Source organism: Streptomyces sp. MST-110588, from assembly GCF_022695595.1.
In the GTDB taxonomy this organism is placed as follows: domain Bacteria; phylum Actinomycetota; class Actinomycetes; order Streptomycetales; family Streptomycetaceae; genus Streptomyces.
Genome location: NZ_CP074380.1, coordinates 6234127 through 6257041, shown reverse-complemented (window position 1 = coordinate 6257041; position 22915 = coordinate 6234127). Strand labels below are relative to the sequence as shown.

The window sequence follows — 22915 nt, the reverse complement described above, 5'->3', positions numbered from 1 at the left end:
CCTCCATCGACCGGATCCGCGGTGAGGTTACCCTTACCTTACCCGGCGCGGTAAGCACGTAACAACGGCAGTGGGGCGCGGATCCTGTGATCCGCGCCCCACTGGTGTCCTGCGCGCCGTCCGTGTCATACGGACCTGCGGCCCCGGGCTACTGGTCCCGGTACATCTCCGCCACCAGGAACGCCAGGTCCAGCGACTGGCTGCGGTTCAGCCGCGGGTCGCAGGCCGTCTCGTAGCGCTGGTGCAGGTCGTCGACGAAGATCTCGTCGCCGCCGCCCACGCACTCGGTGACGTCGTCGCCGGTCAGCTCCACGTGGATGCCGCCCGGGTGCGTACCCAGGCTCTTGTGGACCTCGAAGAAGCCCTTGACCTCGTCCAGCACATCGTCGAAGCGGCGGGTCTTGTGGCCCGAGGCCGCCTCGAAGGTGTTGCCGTGCATCGGGTCGCAGATCCAGGCGACCTGCGCGCCGGAGGCGGTGACCTTCTCGACCAGCTCGGGCAGCTTGTCGCGGATCTTGTCCGCGCCCATGCGGGTGATGAAGGTCAGCCGGCCGGGCTCGCGGTCCGGGTCCAGGCGCTCGATGAGCGTGAGCGCGTCCTGCGGGGTCGTGGTCGGGCCGAGCTTGACGCCGATCGGGTTGCGGATGCGCGAGGCGAACTCGATGTGCGCGCCGTCGAGCTGGCGGGTGCGCTCACCGATCCACACCATGTGGCCGGAGACGTCGTACAGCTCGCCGGTGCGCGAGTCGGTGCGGGTCAGCGCCGTCTCGTAGTCCAGGACCAGCGCCTCGTGCGAGGAGTAGAACTCGACGGTCTTGAACTCCTCGGGGTCCACCCCGCAGGCGTTCATGAAGTTCAGCGCGCGGTCGATCTCGCGGGCCAGCGCCTCGTAGCGCTGCCCGGAGGGCGAGGACTTCACGAAGTCCTGGTTCCAGGCGTGCACCTGGCGCAGGTCGGCGTAGCCGCCGGTGGTGAAGGCCCGTACGAGGTTCAGCGTCGCGGCGGAGGCGTGGTACATCCGCTTGAGCCGCTGCGGGTCGGGGATGCGGGCCGCCTCGGTGAACTCGAAGCCGTTGACGGAGTCGCCGCGGTAGGTCGGCAAAGTCACGCCGTCGCGGGTCTCGGTCGGCTTGGAGCGCGGCTTGCTGTACTGGCCGGCGATCCGGCCGACCTTGACCACCGGCACGGAACCGGCGTACGTCAGGACGGCGCCCATCTGGAGCAGCGTCTTGAGCTTGTTGCGGATGTGCTCGGCGGACACGGCGTCGAACGCCTCCGCACAGTCGCCGCCCTGGAGCAGGAACGCCTCGCCACGGGCGACGGCGCCCAGGCGCTCACGCAACTGGTCGCACTCGCCCGCGAAGACGAGCGGCGGATAGGACTCAAGCTCGGCGATCACATCGCGCAGAGCCTCTTGGTCCGGCCAGTCGGGCTGCTGCGCCGCGGGCAGGTCTCGCCAGGTGTGGCCACCGGCGTGGGATTCAGCGTTCACGGTCACCTCGTCAACATTACGGGGTCCGGGAGCCCGTCCATCTCGCCGCCCGGGATTTGAGACACGGCCCACGGCGTGGTGTGGGCGCGATCCGGCCGGGGCCCGGCCCGGCCGGAGCCCCGGCCGCCCTGCGCAACCACCCCTTCGCCGCTCTCCCCGTCCTCGCTGTCCTCCCCCGGCACGTCGGGTAGGGTGACGCCCATGTACCCGCGACCGGCGACCATGGCCTGGTGGTGGACCGCTCATCCGGCGGCCCACTGATCGCGCGTACCCACCGACAACGCGAAGGCCGCCCGAGGGGCGGCCTTTCCGCTGGTGCGGGCCGTTCCTCCCCTACCGGAAGGAACCGCCGACATGCCCGGCTCCACGCACGACGTCCTGCGGCGTCTGCTGTCCCCCGGCTGCCCGCCGTTCGCCCTGCTGCGCCGCCGCACACCCGGCCGGCCCGCCACCGGCACCGTCGAGGTGCTCATCGGTGAGGTGACCGAGGTGCCGCGGCTGGCCGACATCCCGCTCGGCGAGGGCGTGCCGGAGGGCGCCGCCGCGACCACCGACGCGCTGGCCCTCGTACCGTTCCGGCAGATCCGCGAGCGCGGGTTCGACGTCCGTGACGACGGCACACCGCTGGCCGTGCTGCGCCCGCGCGAGACGTACGAGCTGCCGCTGGAGGAGGTGCTGGCGCATCTGCCCGCGCACGGGGTACGGGTCGAGGGCGGCGCCTTCGACGTCTGCGACGAGGCGTACGCCGGGATCGTCCGGCGGGTCCTGGCGGAGGAGATCGGCACCGGGGAGGGCGCCAACTTCGTCATCCGGCGCACCTTCCAAGGCACGGTCCCGGGCTTCGGCGCGGCCGACGCGCTGGCCCTGTTCCGGCGGCTGCTGGCCGGTGAGCGCGGCGCGTACTGGACGTACGTCGTCCACCGGCCGGGCCTGCGCACGCTGGTCGGCGCCAGCCCCGAGGTACACGTACGGATGGCCGGCGGGACGGTCGTGATGAACCCGATCAGCGGCACCTACCGCTACCCGGCCGACGGCCCGAGCCCGGAGCACCTGCTGGAGTTCCTCGGCGACCGCAAGGAGGTGGAGGAGCTGTCCATGGTCGTGGACGAGGAGCTGAAGATGATGTGCACCGTCGGCGACAAGGGCGGGGTGGTGATCGGGCCGCGGCTCAAGGAGATGGCGCACCTCGCCCACACGGAGTACGAGCTGCGCGGGCGCTCCACGCTGGACGTGCGCGAGGTCCTGAAGGAGACGATGTTCGCGGCGACCGTGGTCGGCTCGCCGGTGCAGAACGCCTGCCGGGTCATCGGGCGCCACGAGGCGGGCGGCCGGGGCTACTACGCCGGGGCGCTGGCGCTGATCGGGCGGGACGCGGGCGGCGCGCAGACGCTGGACTCGCCGATCCTGATCCGTACGGCGGACATCGACGCGGACGGCGGGCTGCGGGTCGCGGTCGGCGCCACGCTCGTACGGGCCTCCGATCCGCGCGGCGAGGTCGCCGAGACCCACACCAAGGCCGCCGGGGTGCTCACCGCGCTCGGCGTGCTTCCCGCGCCGGAGCCTACCGACGACGCCGTCGACCGGCCACGGCTGGCCGAGGACCCGCGGGTGCGCGCCGCCCTGGACGCCCGGCGCGCGGACCTCGCCCCCTTCTGGCTGCGGATGCGCAAGCGCGCGCCGACGGCGGCACTGTCCGGCCATGCGCTGGTGGTCGACGCGGAGGACACCTTCACCGCGATGCTGGCGCACCTGCTGCGCACCTCCGGGCTGACGGTGACCGTGCGCCGGTACGACGAGCCGGGGCTGCGCGCGGCGGTGGCGGCCCATGAAGGGCCGGTGGTGCTGGGCCCCGGCCCCGGAAACCCGTCGGACACCGCCGACCCCAAGATGCGCCTGCTGCGCGCGCTGGCGGCGGAGCTGGTCCGCGACCACCGGCACGGCCTGCTCGGCGTCTGCCTCGGCCACGAGCTGATCGCCGCCGAACTGGGCCTGGAGATCGTACGCAAGGAGGTGCCGTTCCAGGGCGCGCAGGAGCGCATCGACTTCTTCGGCCGCCCGGAGACGGTCGGCTTCTACAACACCTTCACGGCCCGCTGCGAGGAGGCGGCGGTGGCGGAACTGGCGATGCACCGGATCGAGCTGAGCCGGGACGCGGCGACCGGCGAGGTACACGCGCTGCGCGGCCCCGGCTTCGCGGGCGTGCAGTTCCACCCGGAGTCCGTGCTGACCCTGGACGGCGCGGGGATCACTGCACAGTTGCTGGCCGCTGTCCTGGTGTGACCGGGAAGTTGCCGTTGACGCGGCCGGCCGGGCCGTCCTCGGCGCCGCGTGCGTGGCGTCGGTGATCCGGCCGGCCGCGTCCTTGGTGAAGTACGCCCGGTGCGAGGTGACCAGCATGTTTCCGACGCCGGCCCGCCGAGAGCGACGATCCCCACTGCCTCCCGCTGTCGCCGACACGGCCGGGTACCGGGCGCCGGGCGCGGAGCGGCCGTTCGCGGGCCGGGCGGTGGCACGCCGGGGTGTCAGCCGAAGAAGACCCCGGCTTCCGCGTACAGCTTCGGGTCGACGGTCTTGAGCTTGGCGGTCGCCTCCGCCAGCGGCACCCGCACGATGTCCGTGCCGCGCAGCGCGACCATCTTCCCGTAGTCGCCGTCGCGCACCGCGTCGATGGCGTGCAGCCCGAAGCGGGTGGCCAGCCAGCGGTCGAAGGCGCTGGGGGTGCCGCCGCGCTGGGTGTGGCCCAGGACGGTGGTCCGGGCCTCCTTGCCCGTACGGCTCTCGATCTCCTTGGCCAGCCACTCGCCCACGCCGGTCAGCCGGACGTGCCCGAAGGAGTCCTTGGTCCCGTGCTTGAGTACCAGGTCGCCGTCCTTGGGCACGGCGCCCTCGGCGACGACCACGATCGGCGCGTAGCGGACCTTGAAGCGGGACTCGATCCAGGAGCAGACCTGCTCGATGTCGAAGCGCTGCTCGGGGATGAGGATGACGTTGGCGCCGCCGGCCAGGCCGGAGTGCAGGGCGATCCAGCCCGCGTGCCGCCCCATGACCTCGACGACCAGGACGCGCATGTGCGACTCGGCCGTGGTGTGCAGCCGGTCGATGGCCTCGGTGGCGACGCCGACGGCGGTGTCGAAGCCGAAGGTGTAGTCCGTGGCGGACAGGTCGTTGTCGATGGTCTTGGGCACGCCGACGCACGGGATGCCGTACTCGCCCGAGAGCCGGGCGGCGACACCGAGGGTGTCCTCGCCGCCGATCGTGATCAGCGCCTCGACCTCCTGCTTGGCGAGGGTGTCCTTGATCCGCCGGACGCCGTCCGGCTCCTTGAGGGGGTTGGTGCGCGAGGAGCCCAGGATCGTGCCGCCGCGGGGCAGGATGCCGCGTACCGCGGGGATGTCCAGCGGCACCGTCTGGCCCTCCAGCGGGCCGCGCCAGCCGTCCCGGAAGCCGACGAATCCGTATCCGTACTCCTGGGTGCCCTTGCGGACCACACCCCGGATGACCGCGTTGAGACCGGGGCAGTCGCCGCCGCCGGTCAGTACTCCGACCCGCATCGCTGCTTCCCTTCATCCCGTCAGTGGCCGCGAACGGCCGTGGCATCACGAAGGACGCCGTGAATGAGCCGACGCGGGTCACGCTAATGGCGATACGGGTCGCCCGGCGGCGGCGCGGACGCCGATTGACGGGGAATTCCCGGGGAGTTGGGGTGCGGCGTTCACTCGTACGAGCGGATGCGCGGTACGGACGGGAGTGCTGTGGGCACGGGTGCGGATACGGGTACGAGTGCCGCGAGGGCTGCGCCCATCGCCCCTCTCGTCAGCCTCCGTCCAGGCCTCGTTCTATCGCATAGCGCACCAGCTCGACCCGGTTGTGCAACTGGAGCTTGCCCAGGGTGTTCTGGACGTGGTTCTGCACCGTGCGGTGCGAGATGACCAGGCGCTCGGCGATCTGTTTGTACGAGAGTCCCTTGGCGACCAGGCGCAGCACCTCGGTCTCCCGGTCGGTCAGCCGGGGCGCGCCCGGCTCGTCCGGCGTCGCGGGAGCCGGCTCGGTCGCCAGCCGGCGGTACTCGCCCAGCACCAGCCCGGCCAGGCCCGGGGTGAACACCGGGTCACCGGCGGCCGTGTGCCGTACGGCGTCCACCAGCTCCTGCGTGCTGGCCGACTTCAGCAGATAGCCCGTCGCCCCGGACTTCACCGCCTCCAGCACGTCGGCGTGCTCTCCGCTGGCGGACAGGACCAGGACCCGCAGTGCCGGGTCGGCGGCGACCAGTTCCTTGCAGACCTCCACGCCGGGCAGGCCCGGCAGGTTGAGGTCCAGGACCAGGACGTCGGGACCGGCGGCCTGGGCGCGGCGCACCGCCTGCGGTCCGTCGCCGGCCGTCGCCACCACCTCGAAACCGGCCGCGGCCAGATCGCGGGCGACCGCGTCCCGCCACATCGGGTGGTCGTCGACCACCATCACCTTCACCTGCGGCTGTTCGTTCACGCTCTTGCCTTCCCCCGCTTTCCGCCCTCGGGCACGGCGCCCTTGGGGACCTTCAACTCCACTTCCGTGCCCTGGCCGGGGACCGAGACCCACTCGGCGCTGCCGCCCAGCTCCCGCAGCCGTCCCCGGATGGACAGGGCGACGCCCAGCCGGCCCTCGCGCTCGGCGTCCGCGAGCCGCCCCTCGGGGATGCCGGGGCCGTCGTCCCGTACGGTCACGATCACCTCCCGCGGCTCGTCCTCGACCAGGATCCACGCCCGGGCCCCGTCGCCCGCGTGCACCCGCACATTGTCCAACGCGGCACTGACAGCCGCCGTCAGCTCCGCCGCCACGGGGGCGGGCAGGACGACGGGCGCGCCCGGCTCGGAGAAGGTGACTCGGGCTCCCGCGTGGGCGGCGAGCAGGACCCGTACGTCACAGGGGCCGCCGTCCGTGGCCGTCGGTCCCGGGGCGGCGGGGGCCGCAGCGGCCGGGGCAGCCGCGGTACCGAGGACCGCGAGGGGGGCCGGACCGGTGTCCGCCGGCCGGCCGTGGTCCGGGCGGGGCGGCGGGACCAGGCCGCTGGAGACGAGCGTACGCAGGGCGATCTCCTGCTCGCCGGCCATCCTGCCCAGTTCGGCCGCCTCACCGCCGATCTCGGCGCCGCGCCGCTGCACCATCGCCAGGACCTGGAGCACGCTGTCGTGGATGTCGCGGGCCAGCCGCTCGCGCTCGCGGGTGGCGGCCTCGATCTGGAGCGCGCGGGCGAGGGTGCGCTCACTGGCCCGCGCCACCTCCACGACGTAGCCGATCGCCACGCTCGCCACCCACACCAGGACGACGTTGTGGACCGTGTCGCGGGCGAACTCCTGGCGTTCGACGAGGTTGGCCACCGCCACCACGGCGGAGGCCAGTGCCGCCCAGCGCCAGCCGCCCTTGATCGCGAAACCGAGCACCGCGCCGGCCGTCCATATGGAGGGCAGGGTCGGCCCGCCGTCCATGATGTGCGCGCGGCTGTCGACCACGAGGGTGAGCAGGATGCCGCCGATCGCGAAGGACAGGTCGGCGATCAGGAAGTGCCGGGTGCAGCGCTCGGCCGAGGTCGTACGCCGCCAGGTGAACGCCATCCATACGGTCAGCGCGCCCAGATACGCGGCGGCGCCCACGGGGTGGTCGTACTCGCGGTAGGACACCGCGAACAGCACCAGGACGTAGCCGAGGGTCAGGACGCGGTAGCCGGTCAGTGCCCGCCACAGCGGCAGTTCCACGGACATCCGCACCACGCGTGGCCGCTTCCTGGGCGTGTCTGCGGCGCCCGCTCCGACGTCCGCACCGGCATCCGAGACATCCGACATTCCGCCCCCACCCCTCGCGGGCACGACCACGCCCGCAGACGCCGCTATCCGTCCGCCTTGCCGGCCTTCTCCGCCTTGCCGGCTTTATCCGTCTTGCCCGCCTCGGCCTTGGCGGTCTTCTCCGCCTCCGCCTTCTTCTTCGCCTCTTCCGCGATCTTCCGCTTGGCGGCGGTCGCGTAGATGTCCACGTACTCCTGGCCGGAGAGCTTCATGATCTCGTACATGACCTCGTCGGTCACCGAACGCAGGATGAAGCGGTCGCCCTCCATGCCGTGGTAGCGGCTGAAATCCAGCGGCTTGCCGATCCGGATGCCCGGCCGGATCATCTTCGGCATGACCTTGCCGGGGGGCTGCACCTTCTCCGTGTCGATCATCGCGACGGGGATGACGGGCGCGCCCGTGGCCAGCGCCACCCGGGCCAGCCCGCCGGGCTTGCCGCGGTAGAGCCGGCCGTCCGGCGAGCGGGTGCCCTCCGGGTAGATGCCGAACAGCTCACCGCGCTCCAGCACCTCGATGCCGCTCTTGATGGCCGCCTCGCCCGCGCCCCGTGCCCCGGAGCGGTCGACCGGGAGCTGGCCCACGCCCTTGAAGAAGGCGGCCGTCAGCTTGCCCTTGATGCCGGGCGAGGTGAAGTACTCGGCCTTCGCGATGAAGGTGACCTTGCGGTCGAGCACGGCAGGCAGGAAGAAGGAGTCCGAGAAGGACAGATGGTTGCTCGCGAGGATCGCCGCACCCTGCGCGGGAATGTTCTCCAGGCCCTCCACCCAGGGACGGAAGGCAAGCTTCAGCGTCCCGCCGATGGAAAACTTCATTGCGCCGTAGATCAACCCACTGCCTCCTGTGTGTGACGCAAAGACCTTAACCTGCCCCGGCGCCGGGCTCCCCTCGGCGGGTGCTCCGCCTGGGCCGTTGGACCTACCCGCCCGGCGGCGCTCCGCGTACTCTTCAGGTAACCCTCAGGCCCTCTCTATCGATCGGAGTCACCGGTGCCGCTGCTGCCCGGAGCCGAGCCGTTCCGCCGCGACGGCGGAGAGGTCGGCGTTCTCATCTGCCACGGCTTCACCGGCTCCCCCCAGTCCGTCCGCCCCTGGGCCGCGTACCTGGCCGACCGCGGCCTGACCGTTTCCGTACCGCTGCTGCCCGGCCACGGCACCCGCTGGCAGGACATGCAGCTCACCACCTGGCAGGACTGGTACGCGGAGGTGGACCGCGAGCTGCGGGCGCTGACCGAACGGTGCTCCCAGGTGTTCGTGTGCGGGCTGTCCATGGGCGGCGCCCTGGCGCTGCGGCTGGCCGCCCGGCACGGCGACGCCGTCAGCGGCGTGGCGGTGGTCAACCCGGCCAACCGGGTACATGACAAGGCGGGTGCCCTGCTGCCCGTACTGCGCTATGTGCTGCGTACGACCAAGGGGCTGGCCAGCGACATCGCCAAGCCGGGGTCGGTCGAGGTCGGCTACGAGCGGACCCCGCTGCACGCCGCGCACTCCGTACGGAAGTTCTTCCTCCAGGTCGACTCCGAACTTCCGCAGGTGACCCAGCCGTTGCTGGTGATGACCAGCCCGCAGGACCATGTCGTACCGCCGTCGGACTCCGAGCGGGTGCTGGGGCGGGTGTCCTCCACCGACGTACGGCACAAGCTGCTGGAGCGCAGCTTCCACGTGGCGACGCTGGATCACGACGCCGAGCTGATCTTCCAGGAGACGTACGACTTCATCGCCCGCCTGGCGCCGAGCGTGCGCGCGGAGCCGGCCGGAGAGGGGAAGGCCGTCAGTGGTGGAGCGTAGCCCCCGGGATCCCCGCGACCCGCTGGACGAGGAAGCGGCCTGGGCCGAGATCGTGGCCGCCTACGGCGAGGAGCCGGTCTTCCCGGTGCCGGACGACGGGCCGGTCGCCAACGGGCCGGTCGCCAACGGGCCCGCCGACGCCGGGCAGCGGGACGGCGGGCGGGCGAAGAACGACCCAGCGCACTCCGAACTGCCCCGCACCGAGCTGCCCCACACCGGGCTGCCCACGGCCGGCGGCCCCGCGACGTCCTCCTCCGCGGACACCGGAACCCCGAAGAACGAAGCCCCGAAGAACGGCTCTCCCGAGTCCGGCGCCTGGAAGACCGGCGCCCCGCAGTCCGACCTCACCAAGAAGGACAAGAGGGACCAGCAGGACCTGCCGGGGGGCGAGCCTTCCAAGGGCGGCCCGGTGGGCGGGTTCGTGGTGTTCGCGCCCGGCGTCGGGCCGCGCGACTGGGAGGCGGCCGAGCCCTCCGAGGACGACTTCGACGAACAGGACGAGGGGCACTTCACCCCGCCCGAGCCGCCCCCGCTGCCCCAGGCCGACGTCACCGCGAAGTTCGCCTGGCTCGCGGTGCTCGGCGGGCCGCTGCTGCTGGTGCTGATGGTCCTCTTCCGGCAGCCCGTCACGTGGTGGATCACGGTCCTGGGCATCGGCGGCTTCCTGGGCGGCTTCGCCACGCTCGTGGCCCGGATGAAGCACGACGACGAGGACGACGAGGGCCTGCCGGGCGGCGGCGCGGTGGTGTGAGGGGCCGGGACCCGGTCGTATGAGCACGGGAGGGCGGCCTCACGGTCGCCCTCGTACCGGGCCCGTGAGGGCTCAGGCCGCGCTCAGACCATGGGAACGCGCAGGGCGGCCAGGACCGGGAGGTGGTCGGTGGCGGCCCGCAGGTCGGCGGTGGTCAGGCCGGGCAGGCCGTACGGGACGCCGCAGCCCAGGACCTCCACGTCCCCGGCCGTGAAGACCGCGTCGATGCGCTGATGCGGGTCGGCCGGGGTGGAGGTGTACTCGCCGCCCCAGGGGGCGGCCGTCCAGCCGTCCGTCAGCGCCGCGGCCAGCGTACGGAACGCGCGGCCGTCCGGGCGGTCGTTGAGGTCGCCGGCGGCGACGGCGCAGGGGACGTCCAGGTCCGCCAGGTGCTTGAGCAGCAGGTGCGCCTGCTCCTCGCGCTCCCGCGCGTTCAGGCTCAGGTGGCAGCTCAGCACGCCGAGCCGGGCGCCGCCGATCCGTACGACGGCCGTGGCCAGGCCGCGCTGGTGGAGACCGGGGGTACGGGGCAGCAGCACGTCCTCGGTACGTTCCACATGGGCGCGCAGCGAGGAGAGGATCATGGGACCGGCGGCCGTGGCGCCGCCCGTGACGTGCACCAGGTCGCACGCGCGGGCCAGGGACGCCACGGTCTTGCGCCAGCGGAAGAAGCGCGGGGCCTCCTGGACGAGCACCAGATCGGGGGCGCAGGCCCGGATCACCCGGGCCAGCGCCGCCCGATCGTCGCGCATCGAGCGGATGTTGTAGCTGAGCACACGCACGACCGCCGAGCCGTTCTCCGGCTCGGTGGCCGACGCGGGCAGGTCCTGGGGCTCAGCCACCACCGCGGCTCAGCCCTGCCGGGCCAGGTCGGCGGCGCCGACCAGTCCGGCCTTGCCGCCGAGCTGGGCGGCCAGCACCTGGGCGTGCGGACGCCACTGGTTGCCCACCAGCCAGCGCCGGAAGGACTTGCGGATCGGGTCCAGGACCAGTTCGCCCTCGTCGGAGACGCCGCCGCCGACGATGAAGGCGGAGGGGTCGAAGAGCGAGGCGAGGTCGGCCAGCCCGGCGCCCGCCCAGCGGGCCAGCTCGCGGAAGGAATCGATGGCCACCGGGTCGCCCTGGCGGGCGGCCTCGCTGACGTGCTTGCCCTCGATGCCCTCGGAGGTGCCGTCCCCCAGCGACAGGAGGACCTTGGCGTTCTCGGGGGTGGCGAAGGCACGCTGGCGGGCGTAGCGCAGCAGGGCGCGGCCGGAGGCGTACTGCTCCCAGCAGCCCTGGCTGCCGCAGCCGCACAGCAGGCCGTCCGGGACGACCCGGATGTGACCGAACTCGGCCGCGACGCCGAAGCGGCCCCGGCGCAGCTTGTTGCCGATGATGATGCCGCCGCCCAGGCCGGTGCCGAGCGTGATGCAGATGACGTCGCTGTGGCCCTGGCCGGCCCCGAACTTGTACTCGCCCCAGGCCGCCGCGTTGGCGTCGTTCTCCACGACGACGGGCAGGCCGACGCGCTGCTCGACCTTGTCCTTCAGCGGCTCGTGGCGCCAGTCGATGTTGGGGGCGAAGAGGACCGTGGCCCGCTTCTCGTCCACGTAGCCGGCGGCGCCGATACCGACCGCCTCGACGTCGTGGTCGGCTCCGACCGTCCGCACCGCGTCCGCGATGGCCTCGGTCAGCTCGTCGGTGGCCTGCGGAGTCGGCACCTTGCACGTCGCGAGGATCTGGCCCTCTTCGTCGACCACGCCGGCCGCGATCTTCGTGCCGCCGATGTCGACGCCGATGGTGAGTCCCATTAGTCCCTCAGTTATTCGCTCGAACCCCGCCGTGAACAACCGTACCGGAGACGGTGGCGCCTCCCGCGCCCGCCGGTTCCGCCGCGGGCCCCGGGCCGCCCCACGGCTCGTACCGGGCGCCGGGTGCCGCACGCCCGGCGCCGCTCAGGGGAGCGCGGGGCTCAGTCGAGATCGATCCGCTCGGTGCCGGCCGGGCCGTCGTCGTCGCGGCGGGGGCCGGCGGAGGTGCTGCCGCCGGTGGTGTCCGGGGTGCTGCCGGAAGTGGTGCCCGGGGTCGCGCCGTCGGCCGGGCCGTCGGAGGCGGTGTCGCGGTCGGAGGCGGTGTCGCGGTCGGAGGTGGCGCGGTCGGTGCCGGTACGGGGCCCGGAGCCGTTGGCGCTGTCGTGGGCACCATTGGCACTGCCGTTCGTGCCGTCGACCGGGCCGTGCGTGCCGTCGGCGGCCCGGCGGGTCCAGCGGCGTTCGCTGTTCTCCACGGCCGAACGGTAGGCGGCCAGCAGCTCGGACCCGGCGGCGGCGAGGTGGTCGAAAACTTCGGGGTTGCGCTCGATGACCGGTTCGACCACGGACTTGGCCTGCCGCAGGAACTGGCTGACCGCGCCCTGCGCCGCCATCCCGGCGAGCGCGCCGGGCAACTGGATGCCGGCGAGCTTGTCGGTGACCGCCTCCGCGAGCCTGCGCAGCTCCTCGGCGGCACTGCCGGGAGGCGGGCCGTACCGGGCCCGGCGGCGGGCCTTCTCGGCGGCGAGGTCTTCGGCGCACGCCGTCGCCCAGGCGTCGGCGTCGGCCTGCGTCCGGGTCCGGTCCCGGGCCGTACGGTCGGCGGGGCGCTCGGTGGCATCGCTCATTGCGGACTCCTGCGGCGAGGCGGTACTGCGGGACGGTCGGACGTCGGCCGGGCCGCCTCCTGGACCGCCGCCCCCAGCTCCTCATCCGCTGGGACCGGCCTCGCTTCGGCCCGGCCTTTTCCCCGACGTTACCCGAATGGCGGTACGGCGTTCAGTTGCCGCGTGGCCACAGGGCCGGGTCGGGGCTGAAACGGACGTGCAGCGCACCGTCCCGCAGGCCCGCGCCGGAGACCGAGCAGCGGCGCAGCGCGGAGGGCAGCGTACGGATGCGGCGGAAGGGGCCCGCGCTGACGATGAGTTCGTCGCCGCGGCGGACCAGCCCCAGGCTCTCCCGCTCGGCGCCGGGCAGCGGCACCCGCCATATCAGCAGGCCGTCCGAGGCGAGCCGGTCCTCCACGGTCCACAGGTCGCCGGGCGGGCTGCCGTACGGACCATAGGGGCTGTCCGGGTCGTACGGGCCGTCCGGGGACGTGCCGGGGGCGTCGGAGAGGGCGTCCGGTTGACGGCCGCTGCCGGCTGTCGCGCCGGCCGGCTCGGCGGCGGGCCCGTCGGCCGGTCCGCCCACGAAGCCGTCCGTGAAACCGTCCGTGAAGCCGCCCACGAAACCGCCCGTCAGCCCGTCGGCCAGCTCCGCCAGCTCCTCGATGCCCTGCGGGTCACGCCCCAGGTGCGGCACCTCGTGGACCGGTATGTCCGGGAACTGTGCGCCCAGCGCCTTGAGCGCGGTCTGCTGCTGCCCGGAGAGCGCGGCGCAGAACGGGTCGGCCGAGTCCGTCGGCAGCAGTTTGTTGACGATGACGGCCTCGGCGCGGTGGCCGTACAGCGAGAGGCCGGCGCGTACGGTCCGCAGGCCGGCGGCGGCGACCGGGCCCGCCTCGGTGACGATGCGTACGGTCGTGCCGGGGTCGTCGATCACCCGCTGGACGGCGGCGAGTTCGCGCTCCCAGCGCTCGGCGGCCTCGTACAGCTTCTGGGCCGGCATGGCCGCCCCCGCGAGCTGGGCGAGCATCGGCCGCAGCGCGCGGGCCGCCTGCCGCTCCGGGGGCAGCAGCCGGCGCAGATAGCGGCGGGCCTGCTCGGGCAGGGCAAGCAGACGGATCGTTTCAGCAGCCGGCGGCATGTCGACGACGACCCGGTCCCACGCCTGTGTCCCGTGTGCCGAACGCAGCGCGTGCAGCAGCGCGAACGCCTGGGACCCGGGGAGTTCGGTCAGCTCGTCCTCGTCCAGCGGGACGGCGCCGAGCATGTCCAGCGCGGCGCCCGCACGCTCCTGGAAGGCCAGGAACTCCCGGCGGAAGCGCTCGCCCGAGTCGATGCGCGCGGCCCACAGGCCCGGGGCGAGCGCGCGTGGCTCCCCGGAGGGCAGCGGGGAACAGGGCGGCGCGGAGCACAGCACCGCGTCCGGAGCACCGCTCTCGGTGGTGAGCAGCAGTACGCGCTCGCCGCGCCGCGCCCCGGCCAGGGCGGTCGCCGCGGCGATGGTGGTACGGCCCGCGCCCCCCGGACCGGTGACCAGGACGGTGCGCACGCTCAGCGCTTCTCGGCCGCGCCGGCCGGTCCGCCGGGGCCGTTCTCGACCCGCTCCTTCAGGCCCGCCAGCGCCCGGTCGATGATGACCTTCTCCGCCTTGCGCTTGATCATCCCGAGCATCGGGATCTTGACGTCGACGGTGAGCTGATAGGTCACCTCGGTGCTCCGGCCGCCGTCCAGCGGCACCAGGCGGTAGGAGCCGTCCAGCGCGCGCAGCATCTGGGACTTCACCAGCGACCAGCTCACCTCGTCCTCGCCGGTCCACGTGTAGGCGAGGGTGTGATCGTCCTTGATCGCCCCGGCGTCCAGCACCAGCCTGACCTGCTCGGCCCGGCCCTGCTCGTCCTTGGCCAGCACCTCGGCCTCCTTGACTTCGCCGGTCCACTGCGGATAGCGGTCGAAGTCGGCGATCACTCCCATCACGTCGGCGGGTGCCGCCTGGATCGTGATGCTAGAGCTGGTGTGTTCGGCCATCGCCGTGACTCCTCCATGCCGATTCGTGCCGGTGCGCCAGACGCGTATCCCTGCTGCTGAAGGCTACCGCGCGGGGGAAGGGCGCCCGACACCAGCGGTCGCCGTCCCCAGGGCCGCCGCGCCGGCCGGCTCCCCCGGCTCACCGTCCGGCGGACCGCGCTCACCACACCGGCTCGCCCCGCCCGCTCACCACTCCAGGGCGAACGGCTTCCCGGTCGCGTTGAAGTGCCCCACGTTCACACACTCCGTCGTCCCGATCCGCACCCGCCGCGCCAGCGGCTGGTGGACGTGCCCGAAGAGCGCGTACCGGGGCCGGGTGGCGCGGATCGCGGCCAGCAGGGCCCGGCTGCCGCGCTCGAAGCGCCGGGCGACGGTGTCGTAGCACAGTTCGGGCACGTCCGGCGGGATGTGGGTGCACAGCACATCCACCTCGCCCACGGCCTCGATCTTGGCGGCGTACTCCTCGTCACCGATCTCGTACGGGGTCCTCATCGGGGTCCGCAGCCCGCCGCCGACGAAGCCGAAGACCCGCCCGCCGATCTCCACCCGTTCGCCGTCCAGGACCGTGGTGCCCGGCCGCGCGTACTGCGGCCACAGGTGGGGGATGTCGACGTTGCCGTACGTGGCGTACGTCGGCGTGGGAAGGACGGCGAACATCTCCGCGTACTGCTTGCGCACCGCGCCCTCGATGATCGCCTGCCGGCCGCCCGCCCCGTCGCCGCCCGCCGCGCTCTCGACGGACTCCCACAACCGCCGTCCCAGCTCACGTGCCTCCGCGAAGCGCCGGGCGGTACGCAGCTCGACGAGCCGGTGGGCGTTCTCGACGCCGAAGAGGTCGGGGAAGATGCCGCGCGAGTGGTCGGCGTAGTCCAGGAAGAGGACCAGGTCACCCAGACAGACCAGGGCGTCGGCCCCGTCGCCCGCCGTGGCGAGGTCCCGGCTGTTCCCATGTACATCACTGACCACGTGCACGCGCATGCCCGTCACCCTAGAGCTCCCGCCCCGCCGCCGGGAGACCGCCCCGTGGCCACCCCGACCTGCGGTTACTTCCGCGTCACCAAAGGGCTGGTCTACTCTGCGCGAAGCAGTCCCAAGGCATCACCACGGCATGCCCCACGACATGACGGACGGCGCGTCCCACGGCTGTGACGCATCGAACATCTGGGCGTGACCCTCTATCCCAAAAGCAATACCGATGGGTAACGTCCGGGCAGTCCAACCCCCCTGCCTGATTATGGACCGCAGCCGGCATACACACAGCGTCGTGACGCCGGCGCCAATGAGGAGCAGCAGTCTTGCGCGAGTTCAGCCTTCCGGCCCTGTACGAGGTCCCCGCGGACGGCAATCTGACGGATCTCATCCGCCGCAATGCCGCGCAGCACCCGGATGTTGCCGTCATGGGCCGCAAGGTGGACGGCAGGTGGCAGGACGTGACGGCCACCGTCTTCCTCGAAGAGGTCCGGGCCGCCGCCAAGGGCCTGATGGCCGCCGGTATCCGGCCCGGCGACCGGGTCGGTCTGATGTCGCGCACCCGCTACGAGTGGACGCTGCTGGACTTCGCGATCTGGAGCGCCGGCGCGGTCACCGTCCCCGTGTACGAGACCAGCTCCGCCGAACAGGTCCAGTGGATCCTGGGCGACTCCGGCGCGGTCGCCTGTCTGGTGGAGACCCCCGCCCACGAGGCCGTCGTGGAGTCCGTACGGGACAGGCTGCCCGCGCTGGAGAACATCTGGCAGATCGAACGGGACGCCGTCGCGCGGCTGCGGGCCGCCGGGAAGGGCGTCTCGGACCAGGAGGTGGACGAGCGCAGCGCGCTGGCCGACGCCGACTCCCCCGCCACGATCGTCTACACCTCGGGCACCACCGGGCGCCCCAAGGGCTGTGTGCTCAGCCACCGCAGCTTCTTCGCCGAGTGCGGCAACGTCGTCGAGCGCCTCAAGCCGCTCTTCCGTACGGGGGACTCCTCCGTCCTGCTCTTCCTCCCCGTCGCCCACGTCTTCGGGCGCCTGGTGCAGGTCGCCTCGGTCATGGCGCCCATCAAGCTGGGCCACGCCCCCGACATCAAGCACCTCACCGATGACCTGGCCGGCTTCCGCCCGACCCTGATCCTGGGCGTGCCGCGGGTCTTCGAGAAGGTCTACAACGGGGCGCGCGCCAAGGCGCAGGCCGACGGCAAGGGCAAGATCTTCGACAAGGCCGCCGAGACCGCCATCGCCTACAGCCGCGCGCTGGACTCCGCCGCCGGCGCCTCCTTCGGCCTCCGGATCAAGCACAAGATCTTCGACAAGCTGGTCTACGGCAAGCTGCGCGCGGTGCTGGGCGGCCGGGCCACCCACGCGATCTCCGGCGGCGCACCGCTGGGCGAGCGGCTGGGCCACTTCTACCGGGGCATCGGCTTCACGGCCCTGGAGGGGTACGGCCTGACGGAGTCGTGCGCGGCGACCGCCTTCAACCCGTGGGACCGGCAGAAGATCGGTACGGTCGGCCAGCCGCTGCCCGGCTCGGTGGTGCGCATCGCCGACGACGGCGAGGTGCTGCTGCACGGCGAGCACCTGTTCACCCAGTACTGGAACAACGAGCAGGCGACCAAGGAAGCCCTCTCCGACGGCTGGTTCCACACCGGTGACCTGGGCACCCTGGACGAGGACGGCTATCTGGCGATCACCGGCCGCAAGAAGGAGATCCTGGTGACGGCGGGCGGCAAGAACGTCGCCCCGGCCGTGATCGAGGACCGTATCCGGGCGCACGCCCTGATCGCCGAGTGCATGGTCGTCGGTGACGGCCGGCCCTTCGTGGGCGCGCTGGTCACCCTGGACGAGGAGTTCCTGCCGCGCTGGGCCGCGGACCACGGGCGCCCGGCGGGTCAGAGCGTCGCCGAGCTGAGCCGGGACCCGGAGCTGCTGGCGGCCGTGCAGCGGGCGGTCGACGACGGCAACGCCGCGGTCTCCAAGGCCGAGTCGGTACGGAAGTTCCGCATCCTGCCCGCCCAGTTGACGGAGGAGTCCGGTCACATCACGCCGTCGCTCAAGCTCAAGCGCAATGTCGTGGCGCGGGACTTCGCCGAGGAGATCGAGGCGATCTACAGCAGCTAGGGCGAAGGCCGAAGGAGGCGGGGCGGGCCGGTGCATCCGGTCCGCCCCGCCTCCTTCTGCCTGATGCCGGCCCGGGGCTCACAGCAGTTCTTACAGCAGTTCTTTCAGCCGCTCGGCCAGCAGGTCCCAGCGCCACTTCTCCTCCACCCACGCCCGCCCCCGCTCGCCCATCCGGCGGCGCAGCCCGGGGTCCTTCAAGAGGGTGACGATCCGTTCGGCCGCCGCCGTCGGCGCGCCGCCCGGCACCACCCAGCCCGTCTCACCGTGCAGGACCGCGTCCGGCGCGCCGCCCGAGTCGCCCGCGACGACCGGCAGTCCGGTGGCGGACGCCTCCAGGTAGACGATGCCCAGGCCCTCGACGTCCAGCCCGCCGCGGCGCGTACGGCAGGGCATGGCGAAGACGTCACCCGCGCCGTAGTGGGCGGGCAGCTCCTCCCAGGGGACCGCGCCGGTGAACCGCACCGCGTCCGCCACGCCCTTCCCGGCGGCCAGCGCGTGCAGCTCCTTCTCGTACGGGCCGCCGCCGACGATCAGCAGGACCGCGTCCGGTACGGAGGCCAGGATGCGCGGCATCGCCTCGATCAGCGTGTCCTGTCCCTTGCGCGGCACGAGCCGGGAGACGCACACCACCACCGGGCGGCCGGCGAGCCCGAGCCGGGCCCGGACGAGGTCGCCGCCGGAGCCGGGGTGGAAGGTCTTCTCGTCCACGCCCGGCGGGAGCTGCGTCATACGGGCGGCGGCCCGGGGGGTGAGGGCGCCGGCAATCCGGGAGCGGGTGTACTCACCCAGATAGGTGAGTGTGTCGGTGCCCTCGCCGATGCGGCGCAGCAGTTGACGGGCGGCGGGGAGCTGCGCCCAGCCCGCCTCGTGGCCGTGCGTGGTCGCCACGATCCGCCGCGCGCCGGCCCGGCGCAGGGCCGGGGCCATCAGCCCCAGGGGGGCGGCGGCCCCGAACCACACCGAGGAGCAGCCGTGTTCGCGCAGCAGGCCGACGGCCCGGCCGGTGACCCGGGGCGTGGGCAGCAGCATGGTCGTGCGGTCCCGTACGACCCTGAAGGGCTGCTCCGCGTCGAAGCGGGCGGTGGCCCGGACGCCCTCCTTGCTCCGCTTCCAGGTGGAGGCGTAGACGACGACCCGGTCCGGGTCCAGGCGCAGCGCCATGCTGTGCAGGAATGCCTGGATGCCGCCGGGCCGGGGCGGGAAGTCGTTCGTGACGATCAGCGTCTTGTCCATTGCCCTGGCACAGTACCGGGCGGCGCGCGGCGGCCGTGCGGCGGCCACGCACCGGCGGCGCCCCCGGCTACCCTCGGGGAGCGGCCATGACGCCGCGCGGCGGGCGATCGGCGGGCGGCCGGCGGGGACCACCGGTGACCGCCGGCCGGCGGACCGGGTCCGGGCCCGGAGGGCGAGGTGGCGATGACCGTGACCGGCGGCCACGCTCCGCCTGCGGTGCGCGGGGCACGCGCGTGGTACGCGGTGGGCGCACCGGTGGCGGTCTGGGCGGCGACCCGTACCGTACTGATGCTCTGTGTCTTCAAGGTGCTGGTGACGCCGGGGCCGGACGTCACCGGTGACATCTCGGTGATCTACCGGGGCTGGTACGAGATCCTGAGGACCGGCGCCTTCCCCGCGGACGACGTCGCCTGGCAGTACCCGCCGGCCGCCGCCGCGGCCGTCCTGGCCCCCGGCCTGCTGCCCTTCCTCGACTACGCCCCGGCCTTCTTCGCGCTGGCCTGCGCCACCGACGCCGGGGTTCTGGCGCTCTTCCTGTACGCGGGGCGCCGGCCCGGCAGGCGCCCGGCCGGTGCCTGGGTGTGGGTCACCGGCGTCTTCCTGCTCGGCCCCACCGCGTACGCCCGCTACGACCTGCTGGTGACCGCCGTCGCCGTCGCCGCGCTGTTCGCCGCCGGCCGCCGGCCGCGTACGGCGGCGGCGCTGGCCGCCGTGGGCGCGCTGCTCAAGGTCTGGCCGGCGCTGCTCCTGTGCGGTACCACCCGCGGCCACCGGACCCGCGTCATATGGGGCACGGCCCTGCTGACCTGCGGCGCGCTCGCGGGGGCGGGGGTGGCCACTATGCCCGGCGCGCTGGCCTTCCTCTCCTTCCAGCGCGACCGCGGTACGGAGGTGGAGTCGCTGGGCGCGCTGGCCTTCCATGTCGCCCGGTGCTTCGGCTGGGACGGCCGGGTGCTGCTGCACTACGGCTCCGTGGAGTTCGTCGGCCCGTACGTGTCCCTGGTCAGCGGCCTGGCGCTGGTGCTGTCCGGCGCGGCCCTGGGCTGGCTGGTCCGGTGGCGGCTGCGGGCACGGGAGCTGACCGCCACCGCGCTCCCGGACACCGCGTTCACCGCGGTGCTGCTGTTCACCACGACCAGCCGGGTCATCAGCCCGCAGTACATGATCTGGCTGGTCGGCCTGGCCGCCGTGTGCGTGTCGGCGCGCGCCGGCCGGCAGGGGTGGCCGGCCGCTCTGGTGCTGGCCGCCACCGGCGTGACGTTCGCGGAGTTCCCGGTCGGCTTCGCCCATGTCGTCGCCGGTGACGGGACGGGGATCGCGCTCCTGGTGCTGCGCAACGGGCTGCTGGTGGCCGCGACCCTGCTCTCCTGCCGCTGTCTGTGGCGCTCGACCGTCACCGCCGCCGCGCCCGCCGGCCACCACCGCGCGCCCGGCCCCCGGTCCGCGCCCGGGTCCGGTCCCGGCACCTGCCCCGGCTCCGGCTCCGCTCAGGCCAGCTCGTCGGTGAGGTAGCCACGCCACAGACGAGTGAATTCCCTCAGATCCACCCCCAATTGGGAGCGCATCGTGCGGTCCAGCCGGGCCGGCCGTCCGGCACCCTCGCCGTTCTTCCCGCCCCCGGTGGCCGGGCCGTCGGCCGCGGTGCCGAAGGCCCCCCGGCCGACGGCGCGGTAGAAGGACGCCAGCCGCCCCTCTCCCCACTTCTCGGCGATCATGCGGCAGGCCAGCCAGCCCCCCTCGTACGCCTGCGCGAGCTGTTCCGCGCCCCGGCTGAAGCCGAAGTCCTTGTCGACCGGCAGGCCGTGCGGGGGCCGGCCGCCGACGACCGCGCGGGTCAGTTCCGGGGCGGCGGAGGCGGCCGGACGCCTGGACTCCCGGTAGGCGATCCAGTCGGCGAAGCCCTCCGAGAGCCACAGCGGGGTCGCCGGGGTGGTCACCGCGCGGGTGGCCACGTGCGCCGTCTCATGGGTCAGCACGATCTGCCGACCCAGGTCGCTCAGTTCCTCGTACGCCTCCGGGTTGACGATCACCCGGTCCGCGGGCCCGCGCGCACCGGCCCCGGCCTCGCCGGTGGTGACCGCCGCAATGCCCCGGTACCCCGACGCGTCACCGGCGCCCAGCAGTTGCGCCATCTGCTCCAGCGACTGCGGCGCCTGCACCACCACCCGCCCCGCCCACTTCCCCGGCCAGCCCTTGCGGACGTCGGGAACCGCCCGGTCCGTACGGTCCGCCAGGTCGCGCAGCCGCTTGCGGTCCCCTCCCACGCCGAGGACCAGGCTGTGCCGGCCGCGCACGAGTTCCACCGGGCCCTGGTCCCACAACTGCCGCGCGCTGCGCTTGCCGTCCGGCGCGCCGTCGGTGTCCGAGGCGATGCGCCACCGGCCGCCGCGGTCGACCAGCGTGAGGTACTCGACGGAGGTGACCGGCACGGAGTCGTAGCCGGCCAGGCGGTAGCGCAGCCGCACCTCGGCCGCCACCCGCCGGCCGCCGCCGGCCGCCGCGGGCAGCCCGAACGCCTCGGTGCGCAGCAGTTCGTAGCGCCAGGCGGCCAACGGCACCTCGGCGAGATTGGCGAACATTCGACGCTGCCGGTCGCGGTAGGCGGTGGCGTCCGGGTCGACCGTGTCGAGGAAGGCGCGGGCGTCGCGGTCCCGGACGGCCACCGCGCGGGCGTCCAGCGTTTGCTGTATGCCCGGCGAGCCGGCGGACCCGCCGGAGGCGGTGCCGCAGCCGGCCGTCAGGCCGCCCGCGAGCAGCGACAGGACGGCGCACAGCACCGCTGCCGCGCGCGGCGGCCTGCGCCGTCCCGCCCGCGGCCCCGCCCGTCGACCCGTCCGTCGATCCGCCCGCTGACCTGCCACGGGACTGATCGTATGCACGCCCCGCGAGCGAGTGGAACCGCTCAGGGTCGGGTTACGGACGAGATCGGCATCATCCCGACGGGGTCCTGGCGCACCCGTGCGCCCGGGTACGGGGCGTGCACCACCTGCCCGTTGCCCACATACATCCCCACATGGCTGGCGTCGTCGCGGTAGACCACCAGGTCGCCCGGCTGCGCCTGGTCCAGCGAGATCCGCCGGCCCGCGAACCGCTGGGCCTGTGACGTACGCGGCAGGGCCACCCCGGCGCGGGCGTAGGCCCACTGCATCAGGCCCGAGCAGTCGAACGCCGAGGGCCCGGACTGCCCCCAGGCGTACGGGGAGCCGACGGCCGAGAGCGCCGCCCGGACCGCCGCGCTGCTGCGCCCGGCGCCGGCCGGCGCGGCGGGGAGCGCCGGTGGCGGGCCGGAGCGTCCGTCCTGGCGGGAGGCCCGGTCGTACTCCTTGCGGTCCGGTCCGGACAGCGCGTTCAGCAGCCGCTGTGCCGTGGCGAGCTTGTGCTCGACGTCCTGCTTGCGGTGGCTGACCTCCTTGCGGCTGATCTCCAGCTCCCGCAGCCGGGCGGCCGTCTCGCGCCGCCGCTGTTCCAGCACCCGCTGCTCGCCCTGGAGTTCGCGCAGTTCATCGGCCTGGGTGCCGTTGACCCGGTCCAGGACGGTGGCCTTGTCGAGGAAGTCGGCCGGCTTCTCGGAGAGCATGAGGCCGACCGTCGGGTCCACGCCGCCCGAGCGGTACTGGGCCGCGGCGATGGCGCCGAGCCGGTTGCGCATCCGGTTGATGCGCTCCTGCCCGCGGGCCGTACGGTCCTGGAGGGACGCCACTTCCGCGCGCAGTTTCCTGGTCCGTTCCTGGGCGCCGTTGTACTTCTCGGTGGCCGCCTCCGCCTGTTCGTACAGGGACTCGACGCGGGTCCTGACGTCGGCGGCGGCAGGACCGGGGTCGGCGCCGGCCGGCGAGGCGGTGAGCGTCGCGGCGGCACCGGCAGCGGCGGCGGACAGGACGGTGACCTTGGTGACGGTGACCAGGCCCGGCTGCGAGATACGGCGATGGGACGCCACTTGAGGCCGCACTCCCTTCCGTGCAGCCCCTGCCGCCCGGGACGGGCGGTCGGTGACCGGCGGCTGCGAGGGCAGACAGTAACGGCGCCGGTACACCCCGTCCAAAGACCGCCGGACCCGGGGAAAAAGCCGCCCCGCCGGTGACTGCGCAGGTCACCGGCG

18 protein-coding genes and 1 pseudogene are annotated in these 22915 nt (G+C 73.4%); 5 read left to right on the top strand and 14 right to left on the bottom strand.

The genetic code is table 11. The features are described 5' to 3' along the window. Positions 1 to 148: 148 nt before the first annotated feature. A complete protein-coding gene (locus tag KGS77_RS27475; RefSeq protein ID WP_242585851.1) occupies positions 149 to 1498 on the bottom strand; it encodes a 3-deoxy-7-phosphoheptulonate synthase class II in 1350 nt (449 codons plus the stop codon). Positions 1499 to 1846: 348 nt separating this feature from the next. Here KGS77_RS27475 and KGS77_RS27470 point away from each other — a divergent pair, with 348 nt between their 5' ends. Then, positions 1847 to 3772 (top strand): anthranilate synthase family protein, encoded by a 1926-nt coding sequence (locus KGS77_RS27470; protein WP_242585850.1) that lies wholly within the window; start codon positions 1847 to 1849, stop codon positions 3770 to 3772. 242 nt (positions 3773 to 4014) lie between these two features. Here KGS77_RS27470 and KGS77_RS27465 read toward each other — a convergent pair whose 3' ends face one another. From KGS77_RS27465 to KGS77_RS27450, 4 genes are all read right to left on the bottom strand, one after another. After that, the gene (locus KGS77_RS27465) at positions 4015 to 5043 is read right to left on the bottom strand and encodes a 6-phosphofructokinase (protein WP_242585849.1); all 1029 of its coding nucleotides are present in this window, start codon (positions 5041 to 5043) and stop codon (positions 4015 to 4017) included. Between the two features lie 262 nt (positions 5044 to 5305). After that, positions 5306 to 5977, bottom strand: coding sequence for a response regulator transcription factor (locus tag KGS77_RS27460; RefSeq protein WP_242585848.1), 672 nt, complete (start codon positions 5975 to 5977; stop codon positions 5306 to 5308). Continuing rightward, the gene (locus tag KGS77_RS27455) at positions 5974 to 7230 is read right to left on the bottom strand and encodes a DUF5931 domain-containing protein (protein WP_242587718.1); all 1257 of its coding nucleotides are present in this window, start codon (positions 7228 to 7230) and stop codon (positions 5974 to 5976) included. Before KGS77_RS27455 ends, KGS77_RS27460 begins: the two co-directional genes overlap by 4 nt. Before the next feature lie 125 nt (positions 7231 to 7355). Next, positions 7356 to 8138, bottom strand: a complete 783-nt coding sequence (locus KGS77_RS27450; protein ID WP_242585847.1) for a lysophospholipid acyltransferase family protein — start codon at positions 8136 to 8138, stop codon at positions 7356 to 7358. Between the two features lie 159 nt (positions 8139 to 8297). On the opposite strand from KGS77_RS27450, the gene KGS77_RS27445 reads away from it, so the two are divergent. Then, a complete protein-coding gene (locus KGS77_RS27445) occupies positions 8298 to 9095 on the top strand; it encodes an alpha/beta fold hydrolase (protein ID WP_242585846.1) in 798 nt (265 codons plus the stop codon). Beyond that, positions 9082 to 9846, top strand: coding sequence for a hypothetical protein (locus KGS77_RS27440; RefSeq protein WP_242585845.1), 765 nt, complete (start codon positions 9082 to 9084; stop codon positions 9844 to 9846). Before KGS77_RS27445 ends, KGS77_RS27440 begins: the two co-directional genes overlap by 14 nt. An 83-nt stretch (positions 9847 to 9929) precedes the next feature. Here KGS77_RS27440 and KGS77_RS27435 read toward each other — a convergent pair whose 3' ends face one another. The 6 genes and pseudogenes from KGS77_RS27435 to KGS77_RS27410 all read right to left on the bottom strand — a co-directional run bounded on the left by KGS77_RS27435 (position 9930) and on the right by KGS77_RS27410 (position 15469). Further along, positions 9930 to 10688, bottom strand: coding sequence for an endonuclease/exonuclease/phosphatase family protein (locus KGS77_RS27435; RefSeq protein ID WP_242585844.1), 759 nt, complete (start codon positions 10686 to 10688; stop codon positions 9930 to 9932). A 9-nt stretch (positions 10689 to 10697) separates the two neighbouring features. Then, a complete protein-coding gene (locus KGS77_RS27430) occupies positions 10698 to 11639 on the bottom strand; it encodes an ROK family glucokinase (RefSeq protein WP_242585843.1) in 942 nt (313 codons plus the stop codon). A 371-nt stretch (positions 11640 to 12010) separates the two neighbouring features. Then, positions 12011 to 12487 (bottom strand): annotated as a pseudogene (locus KGS77_RS27425) (DUF5304 domain-containing protein); the annotation flags it as partial. Between the two features lie 151 nt (positions 12488 to 12638). Next, the gene (locus KGS77_RS27420) at positions 12639 to 14015 is read right to left on the bottom strand and encodes an ArsA-related P-loop ATPase (RefSeq protein ID WP_242585842.1); all 1377 of its coding nucleotides are present in this window, start codon (positions 14013 to 14015) and stop codon (positions 12639 to 12641) included. 2 nt (positions 14016 to 14017) lie between these two features. Beyond that, positions 14018 to 14491, bottom strand: a complete 474-nt coding sequence (locus KGS77_RS27415; protein WP_242585841.1) for an SRPBCC family protein — start codon at positions 14489 to 14491, stop codon at positions 14018 to 14020. A gap of 186 nt (positions 14492 to 14677) precedes the next feature. Then, positions 14678 to 15469 (bottom strand): metallophosphoesterase, encoded by a 792-nt coding sequence (locus KGS77_RS27410; protein WP_242585840.1) that lies wholly within the window; start codon positions 15467 to 15469, stop codon positions 14678 to 14680. Positions 15470 to 15786: 317 nt separating this feature from the next. Here KGS77_RS27410 and KGS77_RS27405 point away from each other — a divergent pair, with 317 nt between their 5' ends. Further along, positions 15787 to 17583 (top strand): AMP-dependent synthetase/ligase, encoded by a 1797-nt coding sequence (locus tag KGS77_RS27405; RefSeq protein ID WP_242585839.1) that lies wholly within the window; start codon positions 15787 to 15789, stop codon positions 17581 to 17583. A gap of 90 nt (positions 17584 to 17673) precedes the next feature. Here the strand turns inward: KGS77_RS27405 and KGS77_RS27400 are convergent, their stop codons facing one another. Continuing rightward, the gene (locus tag KGS77_RS27400; protein WP_242585838.1) at positions 17674 to 18816 is read right to left on the bottom strand and encodes a glycosyltransferase family 4 protein; all 1143 of its coding nucleotides are present in this window, start codon (positions 18814 to 18816) and stop codon (positions 17674 to 17676) included. A 288-nt stretch (positions 18817 to 19104) separates the two neighbouring features. On the opposite strand from KGS77_RS27400, the gene KGS77_RS27395 reads away from it, so the two are divergent. After that, the gene (locus KGS77_RS27395) at positions 19105 to 20328 is read left to right on the top strand and encodes a glycosyltransferase 87 family protein (protein ID WP_242587717.1); all 1224 of its coding nucleotides are present in this window, start codon (positions 19105 to 19107) and stop codon (positions 20326 to 20328) included. On the opposite strand, the gene KGS77_RS27390 is transcribed toward KGS77_RS27395, so the two are convergent. Together KGS77_RS27390 and KGS77_RS27385 are read right to left on the bottom strand one after the other, a co-directional pair. Continuing rightward, positions 20304 to 21572, bottom strand: a complete 1269-nt coding sequence (locus KGS77_RS27390) for a hypothetical protein (RefSeq protein ID WP_242587716.1) — start codon at positions 21570 to 21572, stop codon at positions 20304 to 20306. The two genes, KGS77_RS27395 and KGS77_RS27390, sit on opposite strands and share 25 nt — an antisense overlap. A gap of 146 nt (positions 21573 to 21718) precedes the next feature. After that, a complete protein-coding gene (locus tag KGS77_RS27385; protein ID WP_242585837.1) occupies positions 21719 to 22753 on the bottom strand; it encodes a C40 family peptidase in 1035 nt (344 codons plus the stop codon). Positions 22754 to 22915: the final 162 nt, after the last annotated feature.

Bases quoted from the DNA above. Each gene is read 5' to 3' on its own strand.
- KGS77_RS27470 (WP_242585850.1), top strand. From the start codon at position 1,847: ATGCCCGGCTCCACGCACGACGTCCTGCGGCGTCTGCTGTCCCCCGGC.
- KGS77_RS27465 (WP_242585849.1), bottom strand. From the start codon at position 5,043: ATGCGGGTCGGAGTACTGACCGGCGGCGGCGACTGCCCCGGTCTCAAC.
- KGS77_RS27455 (WP_242587718.1), bottom strand. From the start codon at position 7,230: ATGTCCGTGGAACTGCCGCTGTGGCGGGCACTGACCGGCTACCGCGTC.
- KGS77_RS27430 (WP_242585843.1), bottom strand. From the start codon at position 11,639: ATGGGACTCACCATCGGCGTCGACATCGGCGGCACGAAGATCGCGGCC.
- KGS77_RS27415 (WP_242585841.1), bottom strand. From the start codon at position 14,491: ATGGCCGAACACACCAGCTCTAGCATCACGATCCAGGCGGCACCCGCC.
- KGS77_RS27410 (WP_242585840.1), bottom strand. From the start codon at position 15,469: ATGCGCGTGCACGTGGTCAGTGATGTACATGGGAACAGCCGGGACCTC.
- KGS77_RS27400 (WP_242585838.1), bottom strand. From the start codon at position 18,816: ATGGACAAGACGCTGATCGTCACGAACGACTTCCCGCCCCGGCCCGGC.
- KGS77_RS27395 (WP_242587717.1), top strand. From the start codon at position 19,105: ATGCTCTGTGTCTTCAAGGTGCTGGTGACGCCGGGGCCGGACGTCACC.